Genomic DNA, 20,405 nt, shown 5'->3' on the forward strand with positions numbered 1-20,405 from the left:
CCACTCCGGGCGCCCGGGGAGTGGGGCCGTCGTGCGACCGATGACCCGATTTCCGCGCTCCACGATGACCGCCAACAACATGGCTACTTCTCGCCAACCCTGGAGCGTCCCGGGGGTGATTCTCTTCTCTCACGGCGATCTCTCGTATGAGGTAGATCTGTCGTGTCCGTTGGTCGAAGAGTTGGCGCAATCCAGGCTCGGGGAAATGACCGTCCCAGCCTGGGAGCGCACCGAGAAGAAGCGCCTGCGGGAAGTCATCGTCCGCAGTTTGCCGCCTAGCTCGTCAGACGATCCCGAAACGCTGGAGAGGATGCGCGCACGGCTCCGGGAAGAGGCGCACCTCGCCACGTACCTGCAACACCCGAGAATCGCCCGCACCCTCGGGCCCTACGAAGTCCAAGGCGTTCTCTTCATCGTGTCCGACCGTGTGGAGGGCACCTCGATCAACACCCTGATCACCTACTCGCAGATGCGCGAACAACTCCTCTCCCCGGCGTTCTGCCTCTACGTGGGCGCAGAGGTTGCGGGCGCCCTGCACTACGCGCACACCTGCAAGGACGAGAACGGCGCCCTGCTGGGCATCGTTCATCGGGACTTGAACCCCGCCCGCATCTTCCTGGAGCCAGAGGGAGGGGTGATACTGACGGACTTCGCCCGTGCGCGCTCCCTGCTGCCGGGCCGAGTGGCATCGACGCTGCCGCGCCCTCATGGCGACGTGTTCTATTGCTCCCCCGAGGCGTTGCTATGCGAGGAGACGGATCCGCGCTCGGATCTGTTCTCACTGGGGCTGGTGCTGCTGGAACTGGCCACGTGGCGACACCTCTACAGCACTGCCACCGTGCGGCCCGATGACTTGGAGGAGGCGCTAACGGAGAAGGTAAAGGGGAAGGTTCTGGACGCGGCGATTACGGCCATGGAGGCAGACCTACCGGATCATGCGGACGACTGCATCCTGCGGGCCGCCACGTTCACCCGGGAAGAAGTGGACGAGATCACCCAACCGCTAGCGCATCCGCTGCGCTCCGTCGTTCGCAAGCTGATCCAGCGGGACCCGGAAGATCGCTATCAGTCGGCGGCTGAGGTGGAGGCCGATCTGCGGGCGGGCCTTGCTGCGCTGGGAGCCCCCTACGGAGCCAAGGCGGCGCTAGACGAGGTGCTGCTCTCTCTGGCGGGGGCCAGCATGAGCCGCAGCGTTCTCGGGCCCACGAGCGAGAGCCAGCTACCGCCCAACATGGTGACGGAACAGGACATCATCAACGAGCGGGACAGCACTCCCTAGCTACCCGCCGCGCCCTCTCTCACGCTCCCCGTAGGCTCTGCTTCGGCGTCGTGTCGAGGAGGGGAGCGGCTTGTCTTCGAGGTGGACGAGAGACATGCCCCCCTGTGCGCGTCTCCCTTTTGACCGTAGCCGTCCGCCGCTGGCCCCTTGGGTCCTTCACCCGTCCGACAGGACAACGCCTGCAGGTTCCGTATGCCAAGAGCCCCCGCGAAACCTCCCGCCGCTGCACGCTCCCGGCGCCCCACGGAGCGCAACCGCAAACCCTCCCCACTGCCGCGACATATCGAGATCCGGCAGCGCCGATTACCCGCCACCCTGAGTGTGGCCTTGAAGCAGGCACGCAAGCGAGCGGGCATGACTCAAGCAGAAGCAGCCGAGGGCATCGGCATCGCTCCCGAGGTGTACGGGCGCATGGAGCGGGGGGGCGTGCTGCCGAGCGTTCCAACGCTGTTGCGCATGTGCCTGATTCTCGGCAGCGGCCCCCATGAACTGATGGGGTTTGCCGAGGTGGAGCCGAGGCAGAGCGCCCCCGGGGTAAACACGGTGCCCCCCGGCCCGAGTGACACGCCCGAGAAGCGCCGCCTCTTGCACCGCCTCGCTCGCCTAGACAGTCCGAAGCTCAAGGCACTGGCGCGGTTGGTCACCTTACTTCTGCCGGGGCGCTGAACGCCAAGGGCTGCGGGGCCGCCATCCTCGTGGGCTTCTACCGAGCCAGCAGCCCAGGTGCGCACTCGCCGTGCGCAACCCCAGGTGCTTCAGAATCGCGCGCACCCCTCGTGTTCCCTTCACGTACGCCAACACTCGGCGCCTGCCTCCACACCTCACGCAGGCGAACACGTCGAAGTCGAACGTCCTCCTCAGCAACTCGGCAAAAGCCCACTCGCGGCGTCCTCTGCTTCATCCGCTCCGTTGTGGCCGCTGACTCCTTCCCCGCTCTCGCCTCCTCCTCACCTGCTTGGGGGAGCACAGGGCGGCCCGTCTTTCCTACGTCTACACACATCCTCAGACAGAGAGCTTGTGCAAGTCGTACAGAATCATCCCTCTGCACAGAAATCGTCGTCACCAACCCTTTAAAATCGTAACCTGCTGCGGATACCTCCGCATGCCTTCTCACAGACTACGGCCCAACCGGATTCCAACACCAGGCGAAGCCCTCTACAAATGGCTACTGGAGCGCTACAACCCTAAGCGAAGCCAAACCCCGACCTGGGTGACAAAAATCTCAGACGAATTCAATGCACTTGAATTAGAGCAGCTGATATATCAAAGCACCATACTAATGATGCTGCGCCGACTGCTCGCAAACGCGCACTGGTACGAGCACAAGTACGACCAACCGGACATACCAATACACGAAGAGAAATTTGAGAACGAATACCTTCGTTATCATCTCTCATTCGAGTCGCGCGACGCAAGACAATTAGCCGCTCTGACATACAAGGCTCTAGATGCTTCAAAAGCAAACTACACAAATCACACATTCAAGACAATTAAAGAGCGGAGTGCACGCCAATCCCTTCGTTGTGAGTTGTGCGGAGGCGAAATCGACTACGCCACCGCAGACTCTAAAGATCCCAAGCGATTCTCACTGGACCATATCTGGCCGCGCTCACTAGGGGGAACGAGCGACGAAGACAACTTGAGAGTCACTTGTGGCGGATGCAATGAATTTAGGCAGAATTACACCAGCGCGGCCGACATGCACTATGAGCACTGGCACGTAAAGGTCCCAGAAGCATCAGAGTCATTCCTCAAAGAGGCCGATAGAAAATTTCGGCTAGCGGTCAATCTCCGCTCGAATTTCGCATGTCAGCGATGCGACCGGCCAGTCTCAGCACTCCCCGACGGACTTCGTCTCGAAGCACGATCCCGAGAAGAGAACCATAACATATTCAACAGCATCTCCGTTTGTATCGACTGCAAGCCATGACGAAACGCTCCACTCGACAGAAACTCGAAAGCAGAACCTTCTACGGCTTTCGCGTCCATCAAAGAGACGAAGGCGGAAAAGCCTTTTTTGTTTTTGCAACCACCGCAAGAGACGTCCTTGCATGGTCATACGTTGCGCGCGTTTCAGAAAAAGAAGGAGGAATTCAACGCCGACTAAATGAGGCAAAGGTCACCTCGATCGCTCGATACTTTGAGTCAGACACGGAAAACACAATCCCCACAAGCACAATTGTGGCCTTCAAGCCAAATGTAACAAAGTTCAAGCGAATTCGGCCGCAACCGCCACAGCCAACGAATGGCGTAGAGTGGGGCTATCTAACATTTGAGTTCAATCCTCTCTCCGCCGAGGACAAGCGACCAGCATTCGTTGTTGATGGCCAGCACAGACTGCACGGCATGAGCAGAATAGAGAACGAGGAACTGCCAGTTCTGATCTCAGCTCTGCTGGACGCAGATCCCAATGAACAAGCGTTTCAGTTCATTGTCATTAACAACAAGGCATCAAAGGTGCCGCCAGATCTTGTCAAGTCTCTAATTGTGGATTTCGATGAGAGCAACCTCAATGAACGCCTTAAGACAGCCAGGGTCTCGTTACAAGGACGGGCTTCTCTTGTGGCCATCATCGATGATGATCCAGAGAGCCCACTCCATCAAATGGTCGATTGGGAACGACGTCGCGGCGAAGGCAATCCTTGCATAAAGCCAGTAGCGCTTGAGGGCGGACTACACTATGCACGGCGGCGCCTGCTGGCACTCGAAGATGACGACGACGCAGTAATTGAGTTCTTTTTCTCCCTTTGGCATGGGGTTCGCGACGCATATCCCCGCCTATGGAAAAAGACGGACAACAATCTCTTCTCAAATGCAGGATTCAGGGCATTTACAGAGCATCTGGTTGACGAACTAGACACGCTCGATCGTGCCGAGTTCGTCAACATCTCCAATCCACGGGATGTTCGCCAGACCGCAACGAAACTCTCATCCCAGATTACACCTGAATTCTGGACCACTGAGTGGACACTCAAAAGCCTAGATACTTCAGCTGGCCGCGAAATCATCCGCAAGGATCTCCGCAGGATTAGGCAGAACTTGAAAGACAAGGAAGATTGGTCCGCTGGCCTCGCAGTGCTTGCACGTCAAGCTGTGGCGTCCGAGTAGGCTCTTACTCAATTCCTTGATGAGCGCCTGTCCCAAGTCTAGGAGTTCACAAGCAATGCAGAGTGCGCGTTCTTCTTCGAGAATCGTCGGTTGACTACTCCTACGCGCGTTTGGGGCGGGATTTTGGAGTCCGAGCCTTGCGCTTGTCTTCTTCTGGTTCGAGATCGTCCAGGAACTGTTGGAGTTCCTGGCAGTCGAAATTCTTGATAATGGGGGAATATATCTGCCGAAGCCTCTGGAACCATTCCCTGTGGCTCTCAAGGTCTTTCTTACGCTCGCGTCGATTACTGCTTCGCTCTTTCAAAGCATCCAGCATGCCGCCTTCTCGCTCGTGCATTGTGTATAGGAACTCATGGATGCGGTCAGTAGCATTGCCCAGCGCATCTAGGATTGCGTCGGTATACTCCTGAGCCAGTTTTCCATCAGATGGCAATTGGGGCGTGAGCCACTCAAAGAAGGCATGAGGTGCGATATACGCAAAGGCCTTCATGGCGATGGCCCGGTATTCCGGAGTGCCTGCCAAGTCTGCCAGGACTCTGGTGACGCTGGAGCCATGATCGAAGTCCCATTCATCAAAGTCTTCCGGTTCAGCACCTTCGGAATGCAGCGCCAAGAATGCTCTTAGCGCGATTTCTCCTGTCGTTCTCGGCTCAAGCGGGAATTGGGAGTCAACCATCAGCAGGTTCTGGATGGATTGGCGATCTTTCGCCAGGGTTGACAAGGGAGAGCGTTCCTCTCCTTCAATGCGCAATCTATCTAAAAATTCTGCTGCCTCGAGTCTAACCTCCATGCTGCCATCCTTGAGTCCGGCACGGATGGCGTAGACTTGCCAGTCTGGATCAATTGGTTCCGCCCAGAAGTTGGAAGCAGCACAGGACATCAGGAGTCGGCGGACAGTTGGGTTGTCGTGACAGGCGAGGTCTCCGAAAACCTTCTTCAGCAGTTCATTGTTGGTGCTCTCCGTCAGGAACCATTCGAGTGAACTGCGCCCGACCTCGGTCTGGACAATATCAGCCAGTTCGGACTTGATTGTACTTACTTCCGTATCCATCCAACGGTCCCAATTTCGTGTCCAGTACGCGATCACGAAGTCACGTTCGCGCTCGTAGTAGAAATCCACTCCGGTTGACTTCCCTGTGCCCGCACGGCGAATCAAGATCGCGGCTTCGAAGAGGCCATCGGGCACTCCTTCTGACAGAGGTATGCCCCACCGCGCGGTCAAACGGTCTTCCCGGATGGGGCTGCCATGCGCGAGCAATTCTTCTGCTGCGGTCGTGAGTAGCGATCGACCTGCCTGAGGAGTGCGCAAGCGAGCACGTCCAAGCTTTGCCTCAATGAGCCTGCCCAGCCAGAGCGGCTCCTCCAGGCTTTCGGGCAGGACTCCTCCCTGGCAGCTCAGCATGGCAGTACGTAGGAGGAGGGGATCGCTTACCTTTCGATGACGGTAAGGGACTTGGACATTCAGGAGGTTGGCGTAATGCTGATACGCCAATTCTGTTTCTTCGTAGTTGTAGTTCTCCAGGCGAACGATGTCCCAATTCCTGTTTTGGAATGATGATCTTAGTTCCAACTGGAGCAGGTCTTGTTGATTGACTCCAGCGGAGTCAGCGATGAACGAGGGATCGCCCGTCTGGTCGGTCAGCAATCGTCGCGCCGCGACTGTCGTCATGCTGATGATGAACGAGATTTGAGACGATACAATCCGTTCGACGTCCTGATCGATGGACCTCGCGGCATCGATCGTGGCCTCGTTCCATCCATCAATGAATACAGCAAGTTGCTTGCCGCTTGCCCTGGCGATGTTTGACAGCCTCTCGGCCAATATCGATTGGGAGGCAACTCCTTGTTTCAGGATCCACTCGAAGTCATCCTGCAACTCCTCAGAAAGGCCGCCGATGGCACTTGCGGGATAGAAGAGCGTAGGTAGCCCCTCGTTCAAGCGTTGCTCAACGGTGTGGCACATCAGGTTCGTCTTCCCGACCTGGGGCGGCCCAATCAGGAGGATGACACGACGACCGCGAGCAATCAGTTCGTGGAGGCGTTTTTGGGCCTCGGGGCGATTAATGTATAGGTCCGGAACGTACTTGCGTCCGCTGAGAAGATTGATGTCGCGGAGTTTCCGCATACGAAGGGCGACCTGCTCCCTACAGAAGAGCATCAGGTTGGCGGGATTCAGGCTGACCAATATCTCCAGTGCTGTGGCGCGAAGTTCCTGGATGTCGCCTGTCGCCACAAAGCCCGCCTTGACATGGCCGTGCTCGGGAGGGATGCCCTCGCTCCCAAGTTCCTTTCCCGAGATCGAATCGAAGATCCGAGTGTTCACTCCGTTCGTCAGAACGACGAATGGGGCGATGCCTCCATTGCGGAGGAGGCGTGCATAGGCAAGGCCTTGCTCTCGTGCATTGTCGTCCAGCGGCTCGCTCGGGGCTTTAACCTCGACGATAAGGAGATTGCGGCCGTCGACGTGACGCACGAGGACATCGGCGCGAGGGTTGAATTTACCAGGATCCCGCTGAGAGCGTGAGTCGGCTTTCAGGACACTGCGGCCGAGTCGCACCTCGAAGGTGGGTTCTACAAGGATGTCTTCAGGAGAAAATCCAAGTCCCGCCAGCCATGTCATGACCACCTTGCTGCGGATCTCTTCTTCCGAGCGTAGCTGCATGAAGGGATTTTATACGGCGGGCTTGCATTGGGAAGGCGCGTCGGGACTGTGACGAGTCCGAGTTCGCTCTCGTGCCATCAGTCGCCGCCGCTGGTCCCGCGCGCGGACCGCCCCAGCAGGGGCTGTGGGACTGAGGCAGCAGTGCGCTAAGAAGTAGCGCGAGCCGGACCTACGGCCCGCCGACAGCAGCGGTGCGCCTGAAGACTGGGGGCAGGCCTTCTTGTCGCCACTCCGCCTCGTGCATGGCATGTCGTCCCGCACTCCTGGCGCCCGCCCCAACCCCACTGCCGCCCCCACCAGGGGCCCAGTCCTTCCTATGTGCCCAACGAGGTACTGGGCCTGCACAACAACTTCATCGTCCACCAAATCACGGACAGCACGGTCATCTCGCGGATGCAGAAGACGGCGGGCAGCATCGACGAGAGCCTGTGGAGCCGGGTGGCGAGGCTCGCGCCGGGCCAGGCGCTCGTCTCGTTCAGCAGATTCACCCGCCCGCTGATAGTCGCGGTGGACCCGGCGCCTGTGGAGCGGTTGCTCGTGGACTGAGCCCGTAGCTCAGTTGGGCAGAGCGGCGGTTTCCTGAACCGCAGGCCACTGGTTCGATTCCAGCTGTGGACACTCGCCCTGCTTTCCAACCCCACGGAAGCAGGGCGGTTTTCTGTCCGATGGCGTTCAGGCGCGTTCGCCCGATTTGGTACCCGTTTGGTACCGGGTTCGCCCCTCATGACGCGCTGTCCCGGTCGCGCCTCGAACCCCCGAGCAGCCAGGGGCCCAAGGAAGGCCGTGGGAGCCCATCCGTAGCATGTGCCCTAACGAGCAGGGCGACCCCACGCGACTGCCGCGTGCCTCCCTTCGTCGGTGACAGACCGTATTAGAGTGCCCCCCTCCGGCAGGCCAGTTCTAAAGTGCGTAACTGCATTTTTACGTTGAGCCTGCCTCGTCGGTGAACGGAATGTCTTGTTCGGAATCAGCGGAACGGAGTTCTCGAATGGTAAAACCCAACTCTTGGACACGCCTGTTTGCTTGATGTCCTCCGGAAAATTCGTAGGTCGGAATTCCAGTGGCAAGAGATATCACCTGCTTCACTGGATAAAGCTTGTTATCATGCTCAATCGCGTATTTATGGGAATGGAAATTTTCGAAGCCTTCCCACTCTTTGCGCCCTCGGAGATTTTCGTCGAATTTTGCTAAAGCCAGCATAAATTCGTCCCGCTGAAGTGGAGGGAGCCCCCGGCGCTTTACCTCGGCAATATCTCGCACCTGCCGGATGGACTCTTTGCTTACCTTCGTGTTGAAAATCCGGCCGGCATGCTCAAGGAATTGCAGGGTGTTATACATGTGAAAATGCGTAACGCCAGCGCATCTATATATCTCCTCGACGAGTTCCGGGCGGGGCCCGATCCTTTGCCCGCTGACGACTCTCCACCAGTCTTCCTTTTCATCATTCGTAATATAGATGACGGCTTTCGGCTTGGCATGCTCCGCATAATCCAAGACCTGTCTCCATAAAATATAATCCCCAAACTCATTACTGTACAGCAGTCCGTTATGAATTACCCTATCTGTCTTTCTCCCCTCTCCATCCAGGTAGCCGGGAGGCTCTTTGCGTTCGTACCTTCGGGCTGCATCTTTCTGGATAGCGTCCAGTACAACTTGCGATTCGGGTGGGGGACCGATCCTGCCGCTCAGGATTTCTCCAATCTGATCTCTAATTGCGTCGGACATGAATTCCATAGGATGATTGCTTCGAAGTTCCTCAATCTCCGCAATGAAATTGTCCGAATGCCTCTCGATCTCCTTTAAAAACTTGCTCGGATTTATAGAGGCGTGCCGTCGGCTAAGCTGAAGTTCCCCGATCTTTTTGCTAAGATTTGCTTTACTCTCAGCAACGATTTTAAGAACATCTTGAAATCGGCGGATTTGATCTTGAATAACGCCGAGACGATTTGCCTCGTACTCCAAGGCCGCCTGAAATGGGACCCATAGCCGGTCTTTGATTTTCGTAAAAATTAAAAGCAATTCTTCTCGGGGCTTTTCAGGGTATCGGTGCAAATCTAGCAAGACATTTGCGTCGAGGACAAAAGTGCAGTCTGCCCAAGATGAATTTAATTCGGTGGTGCTTAGCCGATAGTAGCCCCGGAACAGGTCGCGCATCTGGCTTGACATGAATTGACGGTAGCAGTTCTTGCTCTTGGATTCTAGAGATGAGTCCGGTGAGTTACTCTGGATTTCCCTGCGTCTTTCGCTCGTCATGGCCGGGTTCCCTCAAGCAAGGGCGAAGCCGGAGGCGGGGAGCCTGCCCTGTGCCGCGACGGTGGAGCCGAAGAAGGAGCACACACCACGATGGGACTGGGCCGGGTTGCTACGCAGGACGTTCGCCCTGGACTTGTTGGCTTGCTTGAGGTGTAGAGGCAGGCGGGGGGTCTTGGCGGGCCGTGAAGGGAGCAGGAGGGGTGAGAGCGAGTCTGGAGCACCGAAGCCGTGCGCCAGCACTCCGCACTCCAGGTACCGGGCGTGCGTCCCGCTCCACGTACCGGGGCAGTCCGCGCCCCACCTCGCTCGCCTCCTCCAGCTGCGTGGCCAGGTTGTCCTTCACCACCTCGTACAGCACCGTCCCTTCCGGCTGCCTCCGCCGGTACGCCCACCCGCGCTCCTCCACCTGCTCCTCCCCTGCCACACCTTGCCAGGGCACACGTTCCTGTCCGCCTCCCACGGGGTTCTCGTGAGCCCTGGGCGACCGGGGAGCTCAGGCCGCTGGCGTCCAAGCAGATTGCCCCTGTTGTGCCGCATGTGCCCCCAGTGTGACCCTCCAGCGGGGGATTGAACGGGACGAGACGGGACGAGACGGGACGGAGCAGAGGAACGAGCCGAAGTGAGATCAAGGCGTTAGCCGGTAACAGCGCGACCTGCTTGGGGTTTTGCTTCCGCCTTGACGCGGGTTCGATTCCCGCCGCCTCCATCCCGAGAAGCCCAGCGATCCACCGGGAAATGGGACCTGTGGACGACGAGAGGTCGCATCCACGGTCGAGACGTCCGCGCACACCTTCCCAGCGGGCGCACCGTGCCGATCTGCCTCGAACTGGGCAACCAGGGCGACTTGGGCTCGCCAACGGAACGGTGAAGGGGCCATGATGGGGCACTCTAGAACCGACTCATTCATCCACACGCCATCCACCATCCCCTTCCCGCGATTCTCACTCCCTGTGGCAGTGGGCGTTAACCTGGCCTGGTGACGTTGTGGCTTGGAGAGCCATATGAGCAAAGTCTACGTGAATGGCCGGACTGCCGCGCACAAGGGCGATAATCAGGTCAACACGGGGGCGGTCCCAGACGTATGCAAGACGCCCTCTCCTGGGGGACCCGTACCCATTCCCTATGTGAATGTGGCGCGAGATAGTGACCTCTCCAACGGAAGCAAGTCGGTAAGTATCGCGGGAAACCCTGTTGCTCTCGCAAACTCGAATCTCAGCACGAGCAGCGGCGACGAGCCCGGGACGGCAGGCGGAGGCCTCATCTCCTCGAAAACGAAAGGGAAGATGACCTGGGGCAGCTATAGCATCGACGTCAAGATGGAAGGGAAAGGCGTAGCCCGGTTCCTGGATGTCACCCAGCACAATGGTAACACCTTCAACACAGCCTTCACTCAACAGGGTGGCACAGGATTGGCCTATGGAGACGACCCAGTCGAGGGAAGGACCAAGTGCCCGATATGCAAGAAGCCAAAACCAGACCATCGCATCCTGGAGACACAGGTCGTTCGAGGTAAAGCCCGGGACCTGCTGCGGGCGCTCATGACCGTCGCGAAGGAAAAGGGGCTCGGACACACTCTCAAGCTCGATGATGATGGATTGCCTCGCAACGGCTACATGATTGGAGTTCTCACCTGCAAAGGTGGGCAGAAGATCTACGCCGCCATGTCCGGCAGGGCCCCTTATATTGACGGGTTCAAGGACGCAGTGCGCTTGTTGCAGGCCAAAGACAGCAGATGGACGCTCTGCGAGCCCCTCGGGCCAACCAGTGTCATCCGAAATCCCCGGGGTGACGAGATCCCAATTGCCAAGATGCCGGTGGTTCCGGGTGGCAAGCCAGCAGGCGCCTGCGCAGCCCCGCAGCTCCTCCAAAACGCACAAGACCCACAAGCGGGTGGACATATTCCTGGCGCCATGTCCGAGATCTGGTACCGCCCGCGGGTTCTCAAGCGCCATACTCAAGGGCAGCAGAGCGTCAAAGTGATCTTCTTCAAGAATGGCAAGCAGATTACCTCGGCATTCGCCCATGGCGAGAGTGTTCCCTCATGCAAGACGTGCCAGAATCATCTGACGCAGATGCTATGTGACATGAATGAGAAGACTTGCCCCTGACGCCTCCTGGAATGAAGCAACTGCGACACCTTGACTCCACAATGGGTGAGAGATGATGAAGGAACTCATCGAGTTCATCAGCCGGTACGACGCGGGATATGCCGGCACGATTCGCGGAGCGAGCGCCGGGGAGGTGTCTGAGCTCGAGCGTTTGGTGGGCCGTAGGCTCCCTGGCAGGTATCAGGAGTTTCTGCGACACATGGGGCGCAGCATGGGCGACTTCGTCGTCCCCGAGACAAACTTCCTCATCGACCGGATCCTGCGCTTCTATCGAGGAAAAGCCCGTGACAGGATTCCGCAGCGGTACATCTTCATTGCTGCCCACGAGGAGGACCCTTACAGCAGCTACTACTATGATTGTGGTTCATCCGCGGAGGCGGACGACTACAAGATCATCCGGGCGGAGCTTGGGGAAGACTTCGCGAATGCCGACATGCTCTCGCTGGCCTTTCCGTCACTCCAGGACATGTTGTTCCTGTTCGCCTTCCAAGTGAAGAGAATGTACTTGCTGCCTCATCGAGCGTTCTTGCAGACCTCCTGGGGAACCGCGGCGCACGAGCCAGGAGAAGCGGGGACACTGACTCTGGAAGGACTCGAGGGGATCATGCCTCAGCTCGGCTTCCAGAGGCTTCCTTACACCAGCGTCATGAACCCACTGTTCGATCGGGCTGATGCGGCTTTCTATGCGCATCGTGCCTCTGACACAGGCGGCCTGAGTGCAGAGCTAGCGGCCTCACATGAGAAGGAGCACAGCCGGCTCCTGGAAATCATCAAGGACAATACGTTGCTGACCTGACAGCGTCCCCCGAACAATCAGCCTACCGCCAGGGTCGCGCCAGTTCGCCAGACGTCTTCCAGGGGCAGTTCCACCTCCGGGAGGACGGGCCGCAGCTCCGGGTGGAGCGAGGCCAGCGCGCAAGGCAGCGCCGCCACCCCCTGATGGGCGGCCACCGCGCCCGCCACGGCCACGGCCGCGTTGCTGCGAAAGGCGAAGCGCCCGGCCTCCCACTCCTCCAACCAGCGGAGCTGCGGCATGCGCGAGAGCGCCGCGTCGAAGCCCACCACCTGGTGCTGGGCCAGATCTCCCGGTGAGCGCAGGGGCACGGCGCGCTCCAGGTAGCGTGCGCTGGCGTAGAGCCTCCAGGCGAGCTGCCCCGCCTTGCGTGCCACCAGGGAGTTCCCCTTGGGTCGCACCGTGCGCACGCCCAGGTTCGCCTCCTGGCGCGCCAGGTCCAGCAGCCGCGTGTCGGTGGACTGCTCCACGCGCACCCTCGGGTGGCGCTCCCGGAAGAGCGCCAGCCAGGGATTGAGGAACGCGACGAAGCCGTCTCCGGTGATCAGGCGCACCGGCCCCTCGAGCTGCCCCTCCTCGTGCTTCAGCCCACGCTCGGCGCTGTGGAGCTGGGACTCGAATGGCCGCGGCGGTGCGCACCAGCGCTCGGCCCTCGGGCGTCAGCCGGACTCCTTCGGGGACACGGGCGAGCAGCCGGGTGCCCAGGCGCCGCTCGAGCGCCATCATGCGGCGGCCCACGGTGGAGGTGACGACGCCCAGCGCGCGAGCCGCCGCGGACAGCGAGCCGGCACGCTCCGCGGTGAGGAGGTAGCGGAGATCATCCCAGTTCATTCTGGAGGCCCTTGCATGAGTGCAACACCCGCTTGCCCAAGTGGCGAGTGGTGCAACAGGGGCGATACCAGGGTGCTCACGAGGGCAGCCCACGCCGGGCGGGCTTCCGCACGCTGCGCCGCGAGCGGACGAACACGGCCTTCGACGCCTCCAAGGCCGAGCGGACACTGGGCATCCGCTTCCGGCCACTCGAAGAAACCTTCACGGATGCCGTGGAGTGGTTCGTCAGGCACGGGTACGTGGACCGGGCGCGCCTGCCTCGGGGCGTCGCCTCACCCGCTGCTCGGGTGTCCTGAGCCGAGCTACCGGGGCTGTGCCATGTCTGTACCCAGCAGGCGGATGGTCCCTTGCGGCTCCTGGAGACGCCGTGGCCACGAGCATCCCATGCGGCGCTGCGATAGCCTTCGAGGGGTTCCTTGGGAGGTTGCACATGTCAGCAATGGGTGATCCGTTGAGCGCTGCGCGTGGTCTTCGCGCGACCATTCGAGCCGTCCGTCAGGAGACGGAGCAGGGCCGGCGCTTGCCGCCATCGGTGGTTCAGGGGCTCATCGACAACGGCTTGTGCAGGATGCAGGTGCCGGCCAGCCTCGGAGGACTCGAGGTCGACCCCCTGGTCGCCCTCCAGGTGTACGAGGAGCTCGGCGCGGCCGAGGCCTCGGTGGCCTGGATTGCCTGGAACAACGCGCTCCCGGCGCTCTTGAGCCGCCATCTCCCGGAGGCGGCGAGGGCCGAGCTCTTCAGCGATGGCCGCCGGCTCTTCGCCAACTCGACCCGCCCGATGGGCCGGGCCGTCGTGGCGGAAGGTGGGTATCGGGTATCGGGCCGGTGGTCCCTGGTGTCCGGCTGCGAGCTGGCGGAGTGGATCCCGGTGATGTCCATCATCATCGAGGGGAGCGCGCCTCGGATGATGGCGCCCGGTGTTCCGGAGATGCGGATGGCCTATGTGCCCCGGGGCTCGTATCGCATCGTGGATACCTGGCACGTGGGCGGGCTGCGGGGCACCGGCAGCCATGATGTCGTGGTGGAGGATGTCTTCGTCCCCGCCGAGCGGACGTTCTCCTTCTTCGATCCGGTGCGGATCGACCGGCCGCTCTTCCAGATGCCCTGGGTGAGCACCGTAGGGGCCTGGTGCGCGGGGATCTGCCTGGGGATTGCCCGGACGGCCACCGACACGTTGCTGGAGCTGGCGACGTCCAAGTCGCCGGTGGATCCAGGACCGGGGCTGCGGGATCGGCCCTCGGTACAGGCGATGGTCGCCTCCTCATCCGCGAGCCTGGAGGCCGCCCGGCTGCTCCTGATCGATGCGCTGGGGGATGTGTGGGCCACCTGCAGCCGCGGAGCGGCGTCCACGGAGATGCAGCGCGCCCGCCTATGGGGTGGCACCATCCACGCCGTCCGCACCGCCAAGGCCACGGTGACATCCATGTACGAGGCGGCCGGAGCCACGGCCCTGTACAATGAATGCCTCATCGAGCGGGCCCACCGGGACATCCACGCCGTCACGCAACACATCGTCCTGGCGCAGTCGTGGATGGAGGAGGCCGGTCGGGTCCGGCTGGGGCTCAAGCCGAACCACCCCTTCTTCTAGGTGGATGCCGGCGACTGGCTGGGGGACGCGTCCGTCTGCGGTGGCTCGGCGGACTCGATGCCCATCACCTGGGTGGCCCCATCGCCACCTTCCGCTGCCCTGAGCCGCTTCACCCGCGCGGGACGTGTGCGCCTGCCTCCGCTGTGGGCAGTCAGGCACCTGTCCCATCCAGGGGACAACTGGAGTGCGCCTGCCCGCTCCAGGCGGCCTCCCCCGGATGCCCACCCCCTTGAATCTCCAGGCCTTTTCCCCTGGCACTGCGGTTGCTCCTGCGAACTCCCGAAGAGGGCTCACCTCCAACAGCCCTTCCTTCCGGCCCTGGCTCCGGGAAGGCGAGGAGAACATCCATGTCTATCGGCGGCATCAGCGGTTCCAGTGGTGGTGGAAGCTCCTTCAAGAGCGAGGGCACCAAGGACTCCAAGGCGGACGGGAGCGAGAAGAGCGAGAAGAGCGACAGGAGCGAGAAGAGCGACAGGAGCGAGCGGAAGGACGACTCGCGTGAGGCGGACCGCGCCAATGAGGAGCGTGAGCGGGCCCGCGCCGCGGAGCAGGATCGCGCCCGTCGCGCGGCGGACGAAGCCCGGCGCAAGGCCGAGGAGCACGTCGACCAGCTGCGCAACAGGCTGGACAAGGCCCGCACGCTGGAGGCCGAGACCTTCCGCCCCGCCGCCAATGGGAACACCGAGCGTCCCACCGCCGAGGCACCGCGCCAGACCTTCACTCCGCAGCAACTGCAGAACCTGAGCCACCAGGCCACGCGTGCCTTCAAGGGCCAGACGGCTCCCGGCACCCTGCAGGGCACCAGCACCCAGCAGGCGCCGGGCACGAGCGTGCAGGCCCAGTCCGTCAGCACGTCACAGACGCGGAACACGGCCGCGCCGCTCCAGGCCTTCAGCACCCAGCAGGCGCAAGGGCCGGCGGCTCCAATGGGCCCGCCGACGGTGGCGGAGTCCAACGCCCAGGAGGTGCTGCGCGAGGCCGAGAAGAACCCGGCCGCGGGCGCCAGGAAGCTCGAGGAGTTCATCAACGGCAACTCGGATCCGGCCTACCGCGAGGAGCTGCTCGAGAAGGCGAAGCCCGCGCTGGAGCTGATCGGCAAGCAGACCTCCAAGCTGGGCGCCTCCACCCAGGAGGCGATGGATGGAACCGAGGCCATCGCCACGCTCACCCGCGTGGCCGACACCCTGGGCAACGGCACGGGCGGTGAAGCCGCGCTCGAGGCGCTGGCGCAAGGCGTGGCCAGCGGCGTGACCAACGCGCAGACGCTCCTGGGCGAGCAGCCGATCGACATGGGCCTGCGCATGGGCCTGTCCACCACGGGGAGCGCGGACTTCGCCTTCGCCCTCACCGAGGCGCTGAAGGAGGCGGGCAAGCCGCACGCGGCGAACTCCCTCACCGACGCCACCTGGTCGGCGATCAACGGCGTTCGCGCGGACTTCGATCTGTGGGCCGATCGCGCCAGGTCGATCAATGACGACCTGACCGCCATCCTCTCCCCGGCGGGCCTGGCGCTCAGTCCCGACGAGCTGGGGCGTGTCACCTCGACGTTCCAGGGCCGGCCGGACCGCGCGGAAGTCTTCCGCACGCACGAGGAGATGGCCGGCAAGCTCACCAACCTGATGGACAGCATCGAGCGCGTGGCGGGCAAGCCGGCCTACAAGGACGACCCGCGGATCAGCGCGCGCGTCGCCGCCGCCCTCGAGGATGTGCCCCGGCTGAGCGACACGCAGACCGGAGAGCAGTGGCTCCAGAAGCAGCTGGAGGAGTACGGCAAGCCTGGCGACTCGTTCCTGAAGGTCGCGGTGCCCTACCTGAAGGACAAGAAGGACACGCTCGAGAACATGACGCTGGCGCTCACCAAGGGCGCGGGCCTGGCCGCGATGGACCTTGCGGCCGCCGGCAAGCTCCACCTGCCCGCGGGCCAGCGGCAGATGGATGCCATGCTCGAGGGCATCGCCCAGTGGAGCTCGCACGCCTCGGGCGCGCCAGCCGCGGGCGTGCGTGAGTTCCTGGAGAGCTTCAAGGAGTTCCGCCCGGGCATGAGCGCCCAGCAGATGGCGGACCTCACGAAGAAGATGGACAGCCAGCTCAAGCAGCTGGAGACCGCGGCGCCCGGCATCGGCAAGGAGAGCGTGGGGGGCCAGGCGCTGCGCGGCCTGGGCCTGGCGCTCACCTCCGCCAGCGTCTTCAACACCGTGGCTAGCGCCCGGCAGGACGGAAAGACGTTCAATGCCCTGGAGATGTCCGAGCGGCTCACGCTGATCGGCGACACCGTCGGGGCGGGCGCGGACGCCATGTCCATCGTCTTCAGTGGGCTGGGCAAGTCCAACCTGGCGGCCGCGGCGGGGAAGATTGCCCCCCTGGGTGGCGCCATCGTGGCGGTGGCCGACGGCTTCGCCGCGGTCGAGGCCGCGCGGCTGGGCCAATACGGCAAGGCGGTGGGCAGCGGGCTGACCGCGGTGGGCGGCGGGCTGCTGGCGGCCGCGGCCATCTCTCAGGCCGTGCCGGTGGCGGGGCAGATCGCCGGCGCGGCGCTGCTGGTGACAGGCATCGCGGTGAAGGCCATCGTGGAGAAGCAGCACCAGGATGCGCTGAGCGCCGAGCGCCTGGACCTGTTCCGGCAGGTGGGCATCACCGACGAAGCGCTGGTGGAGACCCTGTCCAACGCGGACAGCGAGCGCATGGGCGAGCTGGCGCGCGAGCTGAAGATGTCCGGCTCGGACATCCGCGACCTGGCGGCGAAGCTGCCCGCGATGCTGCTCGACGGCAGGCACAGAGGGCTGTCGTTCGACAACTTCGTCAGCCTGGCCCAGAAGAGCGGCATGACGGGCGACGAGGTGCACCAGCTGCTCACCGAGGCCATCCCCCAGGGAGGCACCATCGAGGACAGCTACCTGCTGGTGCAGTACATGATGCGGGTGGACAACGGAGCGGAGCTCACCCCCGAGGAGTGGCGCTCGCGAATGGCCCGGGACAGCGACGTGGAGGGGGCTGACGACTACAGCCGGCTGCTCTCCAACATGGTCCACTTCCTGGACAGCCGCGCGTAGGGACACGCGAGGAGGCCCAGGTGGGCTTCTGTAGTAAGACTGGTGACAACTGTCCACAAGGTGGTGACAGGTGTCTCAGAGGGAAGGCGCCCTGCTCCGGTGAGGGCAGTCACCAGCTCGGCGGATTCGCTGGGCGCACCCTCGTCAAAACAAGGGGTTACAAAACGAACCGATGACGCAACGCATGGCACACATCATGCTCCATAGCGCATACATCAGCACACTGGGTGAGGCAATTTCTCACCCCTTCAAACCCGGAGCCCACCGCCATGCAGATCGCCCCCCGTCCCCAGAAGCCCACGCTGTCCTCTCCTTCCACCGCCGCCGCCAACACCCTGCCGCAGCAGAGCCCCGCGGCGTCGTCCGCCCGCCCGCAGGAGTCGGGCTTCGAGGCGAAGTCGAGCTTCGTCGCCTCGAGCACCAGGCCGCTGGTGGCGCTCACGGCGCAGACGGCTGCTCCGGTCGTCGCGAAGCCGGGCCCGCTGGAGCTCCAGAGCCCCGAGGCGCAGGCCGCCGTGCGCAAGTCGCTCGAGTTCATCCAGTCGCAGTCGAGCGTCAACAACCAGGGCATCGTGGCCGGAGGGAGGACGCCGGGCAGCTTCTCGCCCCGCTCCGTCACGCGTGACGAGCTCGGCATGACGCACGTGCGCCTGGACCGGACGCACGAGGGCGTGAAGGTCTTCGGCGAGCAGGTCATCAGCCACCTGGACAAGGAGGGCAAGGTGGCCGGCCTCACCGGCAGCAGCTCCACCATCCCGGCCGGGCTGGGCTCGGAGCCGGTGAAGCTGTCCGCCCAGGACGCGCTGGCCATCGCCCAGAAACAGTTCGCCGGAAATACGGACGCCAGCCGCCCGCCCTCCGCCGAGCGCGTCGTCGTCCAGGACAAGGATGGCCAGTACCACGCGGCCTACCACGTGCAGCTCACCAACGTGGAGGACCTGCGGGGCGACGAGCGCCCGCGCCGGATGAACTACTTCGTCGACGCCAACAGCGGCGAGGTGGTGCGCAGCTTCAACCAGATGGGCGGCATCGAGCTGCCCCATGCCGATGAAGCCGCCGCGAAGGGCGCGCCGGCGGCGGCCACCCCGACCTCCAAGCCGGCCACCGCGGGCACCGCGGCGACAGGCCCGGGCAATGACACCACGCTCTACAGCGGCAAGGTGGACATCAGCACGACGAAGCAGGCCAACGGCAGCTACACGCTGGAGGACTCGACGCGCGGCGGAGGAATCGCGACGTACGACGCGAAGAACCGGACGACGCCCACCGGCAAGGCGGCCCTCACCGACAAGAACGACGTGTGGGGCGAGGCGTCGGACGACCCGCGCACGAAGGCGGCGGTGGACGCGCACTACGGCGCGGCGATGACGTACGACTTCCTCAAGGACGTGCTCGGCCGCGACTCGCTGGATGGCAAGGGGGAGAAGCTCGTCTCCTACGTGCACGTGGACCGCAACTACGTGAACGCCTACTGGGACGGCGAGAAGATGAACTACGGCGACGGCGACGGGAGGACCGCGGGCCCGCTGACCACGCTGGACATCGCCGGCCATGAGATCGCCCACGGCCTGACCGAGCGCACCGCGGGCCTCATCTACGAGGGCGAGTCCGGCGGCCTCAACGAGGCGATGAGCGACATCCTGGGCACGGGCGTGGAGTGGTACGCCAGCCAGAAGAACCAGGCGGTGGAGTTCGACTGGAAGATGGGCGAGGACGCGTGGACGCCGGCCAACGGCACGGGGGACGCGCTGCGCTACATGGATGACCCGACGAAGGACGGCTACTCCATCGACAACTACAAGAACTACCCGAAGCAGACGGAGGTGCACGGCTCGAGCGGCATCGCGAACAACGCCTTCTACCTGCTGGCCAACGGCGGCACGAACCGGACCTCGGGCGCCCAGGTGGCGGACGGCATCGGCATGGAGAAGGGCCTGAAGGTCTTCTACCGCGCGCTGGAGCACTACATGACGCCGGACACCACCTTCGCGCAGGCGCGCCAGGCCACCATCAACGCGGCCACGGACCTGTACGGCGCCAACTCGCCCGAGGTGGGCAAGGTGAAGGAGAGCTGGGCCGCGGTGGGCGTGAACTGAGCGCCCTCCGATGAGCAGGAGCGAGCCCTGGTTCCGGCAAGGAGCCGGGGCTCTCATCTCCCTCGGGGCAGGACGATGAGGCACTCGGTGAAGTGGCCCTCCTCGGACTCGAACCGGATCTCCCCTCGGTGCTGCCGGACGACGATGTCATAGGCGATGGACAGGCCCAGGCCCGTTCCCGCGCCCGTGGGCTTGGTGGTGAAGAAGGGGGTGAAGATCCGGTCCTGGAGCTCGCGCGCAATCCCGGTGCCGTTGTCGCGGATCCGGATCTCCACCCGGGCGTCCACGCTCTGGCTGCTCAGCGTCACCTCCGGAGAGAAGCCAGCGCCCGCTGACCTCCTCTTCTCCTCCACCGCATACAGGCTGTTGGCGAGGATGTTCAGGATGGCCCGCCCGAAGTCCTGGGGCACCAGCGCCACCTCACCCACCGAGGGGTCCAGCCTCCCCCGGAGCGTCACCTCCAGGCCCGGGTACACGGACCGCATCTTCTCGGAGGCCGGTATCGGCGGTGAGGACCTTAGCCGCGACGCAGCAGCACTTCCATGGTGGCATCGAGCATGGCTTCATCGCTGTGCAGTCTGGGCCGGGGCACGGCCACGGTAACTCTCACGTAGCGGAAGCGAGGGTTCGATTCCCG

Annotated in this window: 14 protein-coding genes and 2 pseudogenes; 11 read left to right on the forward strand and 5 right to left on the reverse strand. The window is 62.8% G+C overall.

The annotated features are described in order from the left end of the window. Positions 1-115 precede the first annotated feature (115 nt). The 4 genes from KY572_RS21055 to KY572_RS21070 all read left to right on the forward strand — a co-directional run bounded on the left by KY572_RS21055 (position 116) and on the right by KY572_RS21070 (position 4,387). Positions 116-1,279 carry a serine/threonine protein kinase gene (locus tag KY572_RS21055; RefSeq protein WP_224244707.1) on the forward strand — a complete coding sequence of 388 codons (1,164 nt, stop codon included), beginning with the start codon at positions 116-118 and terminating at the stop codon, positions 1,277-1,279. Between the two features lie 321 nt (positions 1,280-1,600). Beyond that, the gene (locus KY572_RS21060; protein WP_224244708.1) at positions 1,601-1,945 is read left to right on the forward strand and encodes a helix-turn-helix transcriptional regulator; all 345 of its coding nucleotides are present in this window, start codon (positions 1,601-1,603) and stop codon (positions 1,943-1,945) included. 616 nt (positions 1,946-2,561) lie between these two features. After that, a complete protein-coding gene (locus KY572_RS48145; RefSeq protein ID WP_224245012.1) occupies positions 2,562-3,209 on the forward strand; it encodes an HNH endonuclease in 648 nt (215 codons plus the stop codon). Continuing rightward, positions 3,206-4,387 carry a DGQHR domain-containing protein gene (locus KY572_RS21070; protein WP_224244709.1) on the forward strand — a complete coding sequence of 394 codons (1,182 nt, stop codon included), beginning with the start codon at positions 3,206-3,208 and terminating at the stop codon, positions 4,385-4,387. The genes KY572_RS48145 and KY572_RS21070 overlap by 4 nt, the downstream gene beginning before the upstream one ends. Positions 4,388-4,487: 100 nt before the next feature. Here the strand turns inward: KY572_RS21070 and KY572_RS21075 are convergent, their stop codons facing one another. Beyond that, a complete protein-coding gene (locus tag KY572_RS21075; protein WP_224244710.1) occupies positions 4,488-7,049 on the reverse strand; it encodes a type I restriction enzyme HsdR N-terminal domain-containing protein in 2,562 nt (853 codons plus the stop codon). Positions 7,050-7,358: 309 nt separating this feature from the next. Between KY572_RS21075 and KY572_RS21080 the strand changes: the two are divergent. After that, positions 7,359-7,595, forward strand: a pseudogene (locus KY572_RS21080) (ATP-binding protein); the annotation flags it as partial. A 375-nt stretch (positions 7,596-7,970) separates the two neighbouring features. Here the strand turns inward: KY572_RS21080 and KY572_RS21085 are convergent. Continuing rightward, positions 7,971-9,203, reverse strand: a complete 1,233-nt coding sequence (locus tag KY572_RS21085) for a PIN-like domain-containing protein (RefSeq protein WP_224244711.1) — start codon at positions 9,201-9,203, stop codon at positions 7,971-7,973. A 1,100-nt stretch (positions 9,204-10,303) separates the two neighbouring features. Here KY572_RS21085 and KY572_RS21090 point away from each other — a divergent pair. Together KY572_RS21090 and KY572_RS21095 are read left to right on the forward strand one after the other, a co-directional pair. Continuing rightward, positions 10,304-11,410, forward strand: a complete 1,107-nt coding sequence (locus tag KY572_RS21090; RefSeq protein WP_224244712.1) for a PAAR-like domain-containing protein — start codon at positions 10,304-10,306, stop codon at positions 11,408-11,410. 52 nt (positions 11,411-11,462) lie between these two features. After that, complete coding sequence (locus KY572_RS21095; protein WP_224244713.1) at positions 11,463-12,206, forward strand: SMI1/KNR4 family protein; 744 nt, start codon at positions 11,463-11,465, stop codon at positions 12,204-12,206. A gap of 17 nt (positions 12,207-12,223) precedes the next feature. Here the strand turns inward: KY572_RS21095 and KY572_RS21100 are convergent, their stop codons facing one another. Beyond that, on the reverse strand, positions 12,224-12,790 hold the full coding sequence (locus tag KY572_RS21100; protein WP_224245013.1) for a LysR substrate-binding domain-containing protein: 567 nt from the start codon (positions 12,788-12,790) through the stop codon (positions 12,224-12,226). Between the two features lie 118 nt (positions 12,791-12,908). Next, a pseudogene (locus tag KY572_RS48150) lies at positions 12,909-13,034 on the reverse strand (LysR family transcriptional regulator); the annotation flags it as partial. A 32-nt stretch (positions 13,035-13,066) separates the two neighbouring features. Here KY572_RS48150 and KY572_RS21110 point away from each other — a divergent pair. The 4 genes from KY572_RS21110 (at position 13,067) to KY572_RS21125 (ending at position 19,768) form a co-directional block, all read left to right on the forward strand. Continuing rightward, positions 13,067-13,330 (forward strand): hypothetical protein, encoded by a 264-nt coding sequence (locus KY572_RS21110; RefSeq protein ID WP_224244714.1) that lies wholly within the window; start codon positions 13,067-13,069, stop codon positions 13,328-13,330. 134 nt (positions 13,331-13,464) lie between these two features. Beyond that, positions 13,465-14,622, forward strand: coding sequence for an acyl-CoA dehydrogenase family protein (locus tag KY572_RS21115; protein ID WP_224244715.1), 1,158 nt, complete (start codon positions 13,465-13,467; stop codon positions 14,620-14,622). Between the two features lie 347 nt (positions 14,623-14,969). Then, positions 14,970-17,672 carry a hypothetical protein gene (locus tag KY572_RS21120; RefSeq protein WP_224244716.1) on the forward strand — a complete coding sequence of 901 codons (2,703 nt, stop codon included), beginning with the start codon at positions 14,970-14,972 and terminating at the stop codon, positions 17,670-17,672. Positions 17,673-17,941: 269 nt separating this feature from the next. Beyond that, positions 17,942-19,768, forward strand: a complete 1,827-nt coding sequence (locus tag KY572_RS21125; RefSeq protein WP_224244717.1) for a M4 family metallopeptidase — start codon at positions 17,942-17,944, stop codon at positions 19,766-19,768. A 53-nt stretch (positions 19,769-19,821) separates the two neighbouring features. Here KY572_RS21125 and KY572_RS21130 read toward each other — a convergent pair whose 3' ends face one another. Continuing rightward, complete coding sequence (locus KY572_RS21130) at positions 19,822-20,253, reverse strand: sensor histidine kinase (protein WP_224244718.1); 432 nt, start codon at positions 20,251-20,253, stop codon at positions 19,822-19,824. Positions 20,254-20,405: the final 152 nt, after the last annotated feature.

Source organism: Hyalangium gracile (genome assembly GCF_020103725.1).
GTDB classification, from domain to species: domain Bacteria; phylum Myxococcota; class Myxococcia; order Myxococcales; family Myxococcaceae; genus Hyalangium; species Hyalangium gracile.

What these genes read in the sequence shown, in the direction of transcription:
- KY572_RS48145 (WP_224245012.1), top strand. Translation starts at nt 2,562, where the DNA reads ATGCTGCGCCGACTGCTCGCAAACGCGCACTGGTACGAGCACAAGTAC.
- KY572_RS21070 (WP_224244709.1), top strand. Translation starts at nt 3,206, where the DNA reads ATGACGAAACGCTCCACTCGACAGAAACTCGAAAGCAGAACCTTCTAC.
- KY572_RS21075 (WP_224244710.1), bottom strand. Translation starts at nt 7,049, where the DNA reads ATGCAGCTACGCTCGGAAGAAGAGATCCGCAGCAAGGTGGTCATGACA.
- KY572_RS21085 (WP_224244711.1), bottom strand. Translation starts at nt 9,203, where the DNA reads ATGCGCGACCTGTTCCGGGGCTACTATCGGCTAAGCACCACCGAATTA.
- KY572_RS21090 (WP_224244712.1), top strand. Translation starts at nt 10,304, where the DNA reads ATGAGCAAAGTCTACGTGAATGGCCGGACTGCCGCGCACAAGGGCGAT.
- KY572_RS21095 (WP_224244713.1), top strand. Translation starts at nt 11,463, where the DNA reads ATGATGAAGGAACTCATCGAGTTCATCAGCCGGTACGACGCGGGATAT.
- KY572_RS21115 (WP_224244715.1), top strand. Translation starts at nt 13,465, where the DNA reads ATGTCAGCAATGGGTGATCCGTTGAGCGCTGCGCGTGGTCTTCGCGCG.
- KY572_RS21120 (WP_224244716.1), top strand. Translation starts at nt 14,970, where the DNA reads ATGTCTATCGGCGGCATCAGCGGTTCCAGTGGTGGTGGAAGCTCCTTC.
- KY572_RS21125 (WP_224244717.1), top strand. Translation starts at nt 17,942, where the DNA reads ATGCAGATCGCCCCCCGTCCCCAGAAGCCCACGCTGTCCTCTCCTTCC.
- KY572_RS21130 (WP_224244718.1), bottom strand. Translation starts at nt 20,253, where the DNA reads ATGCGGTCCGTGTACCCGGGCCTGGAGGTGACGCTCCGGGGGAGGCTG.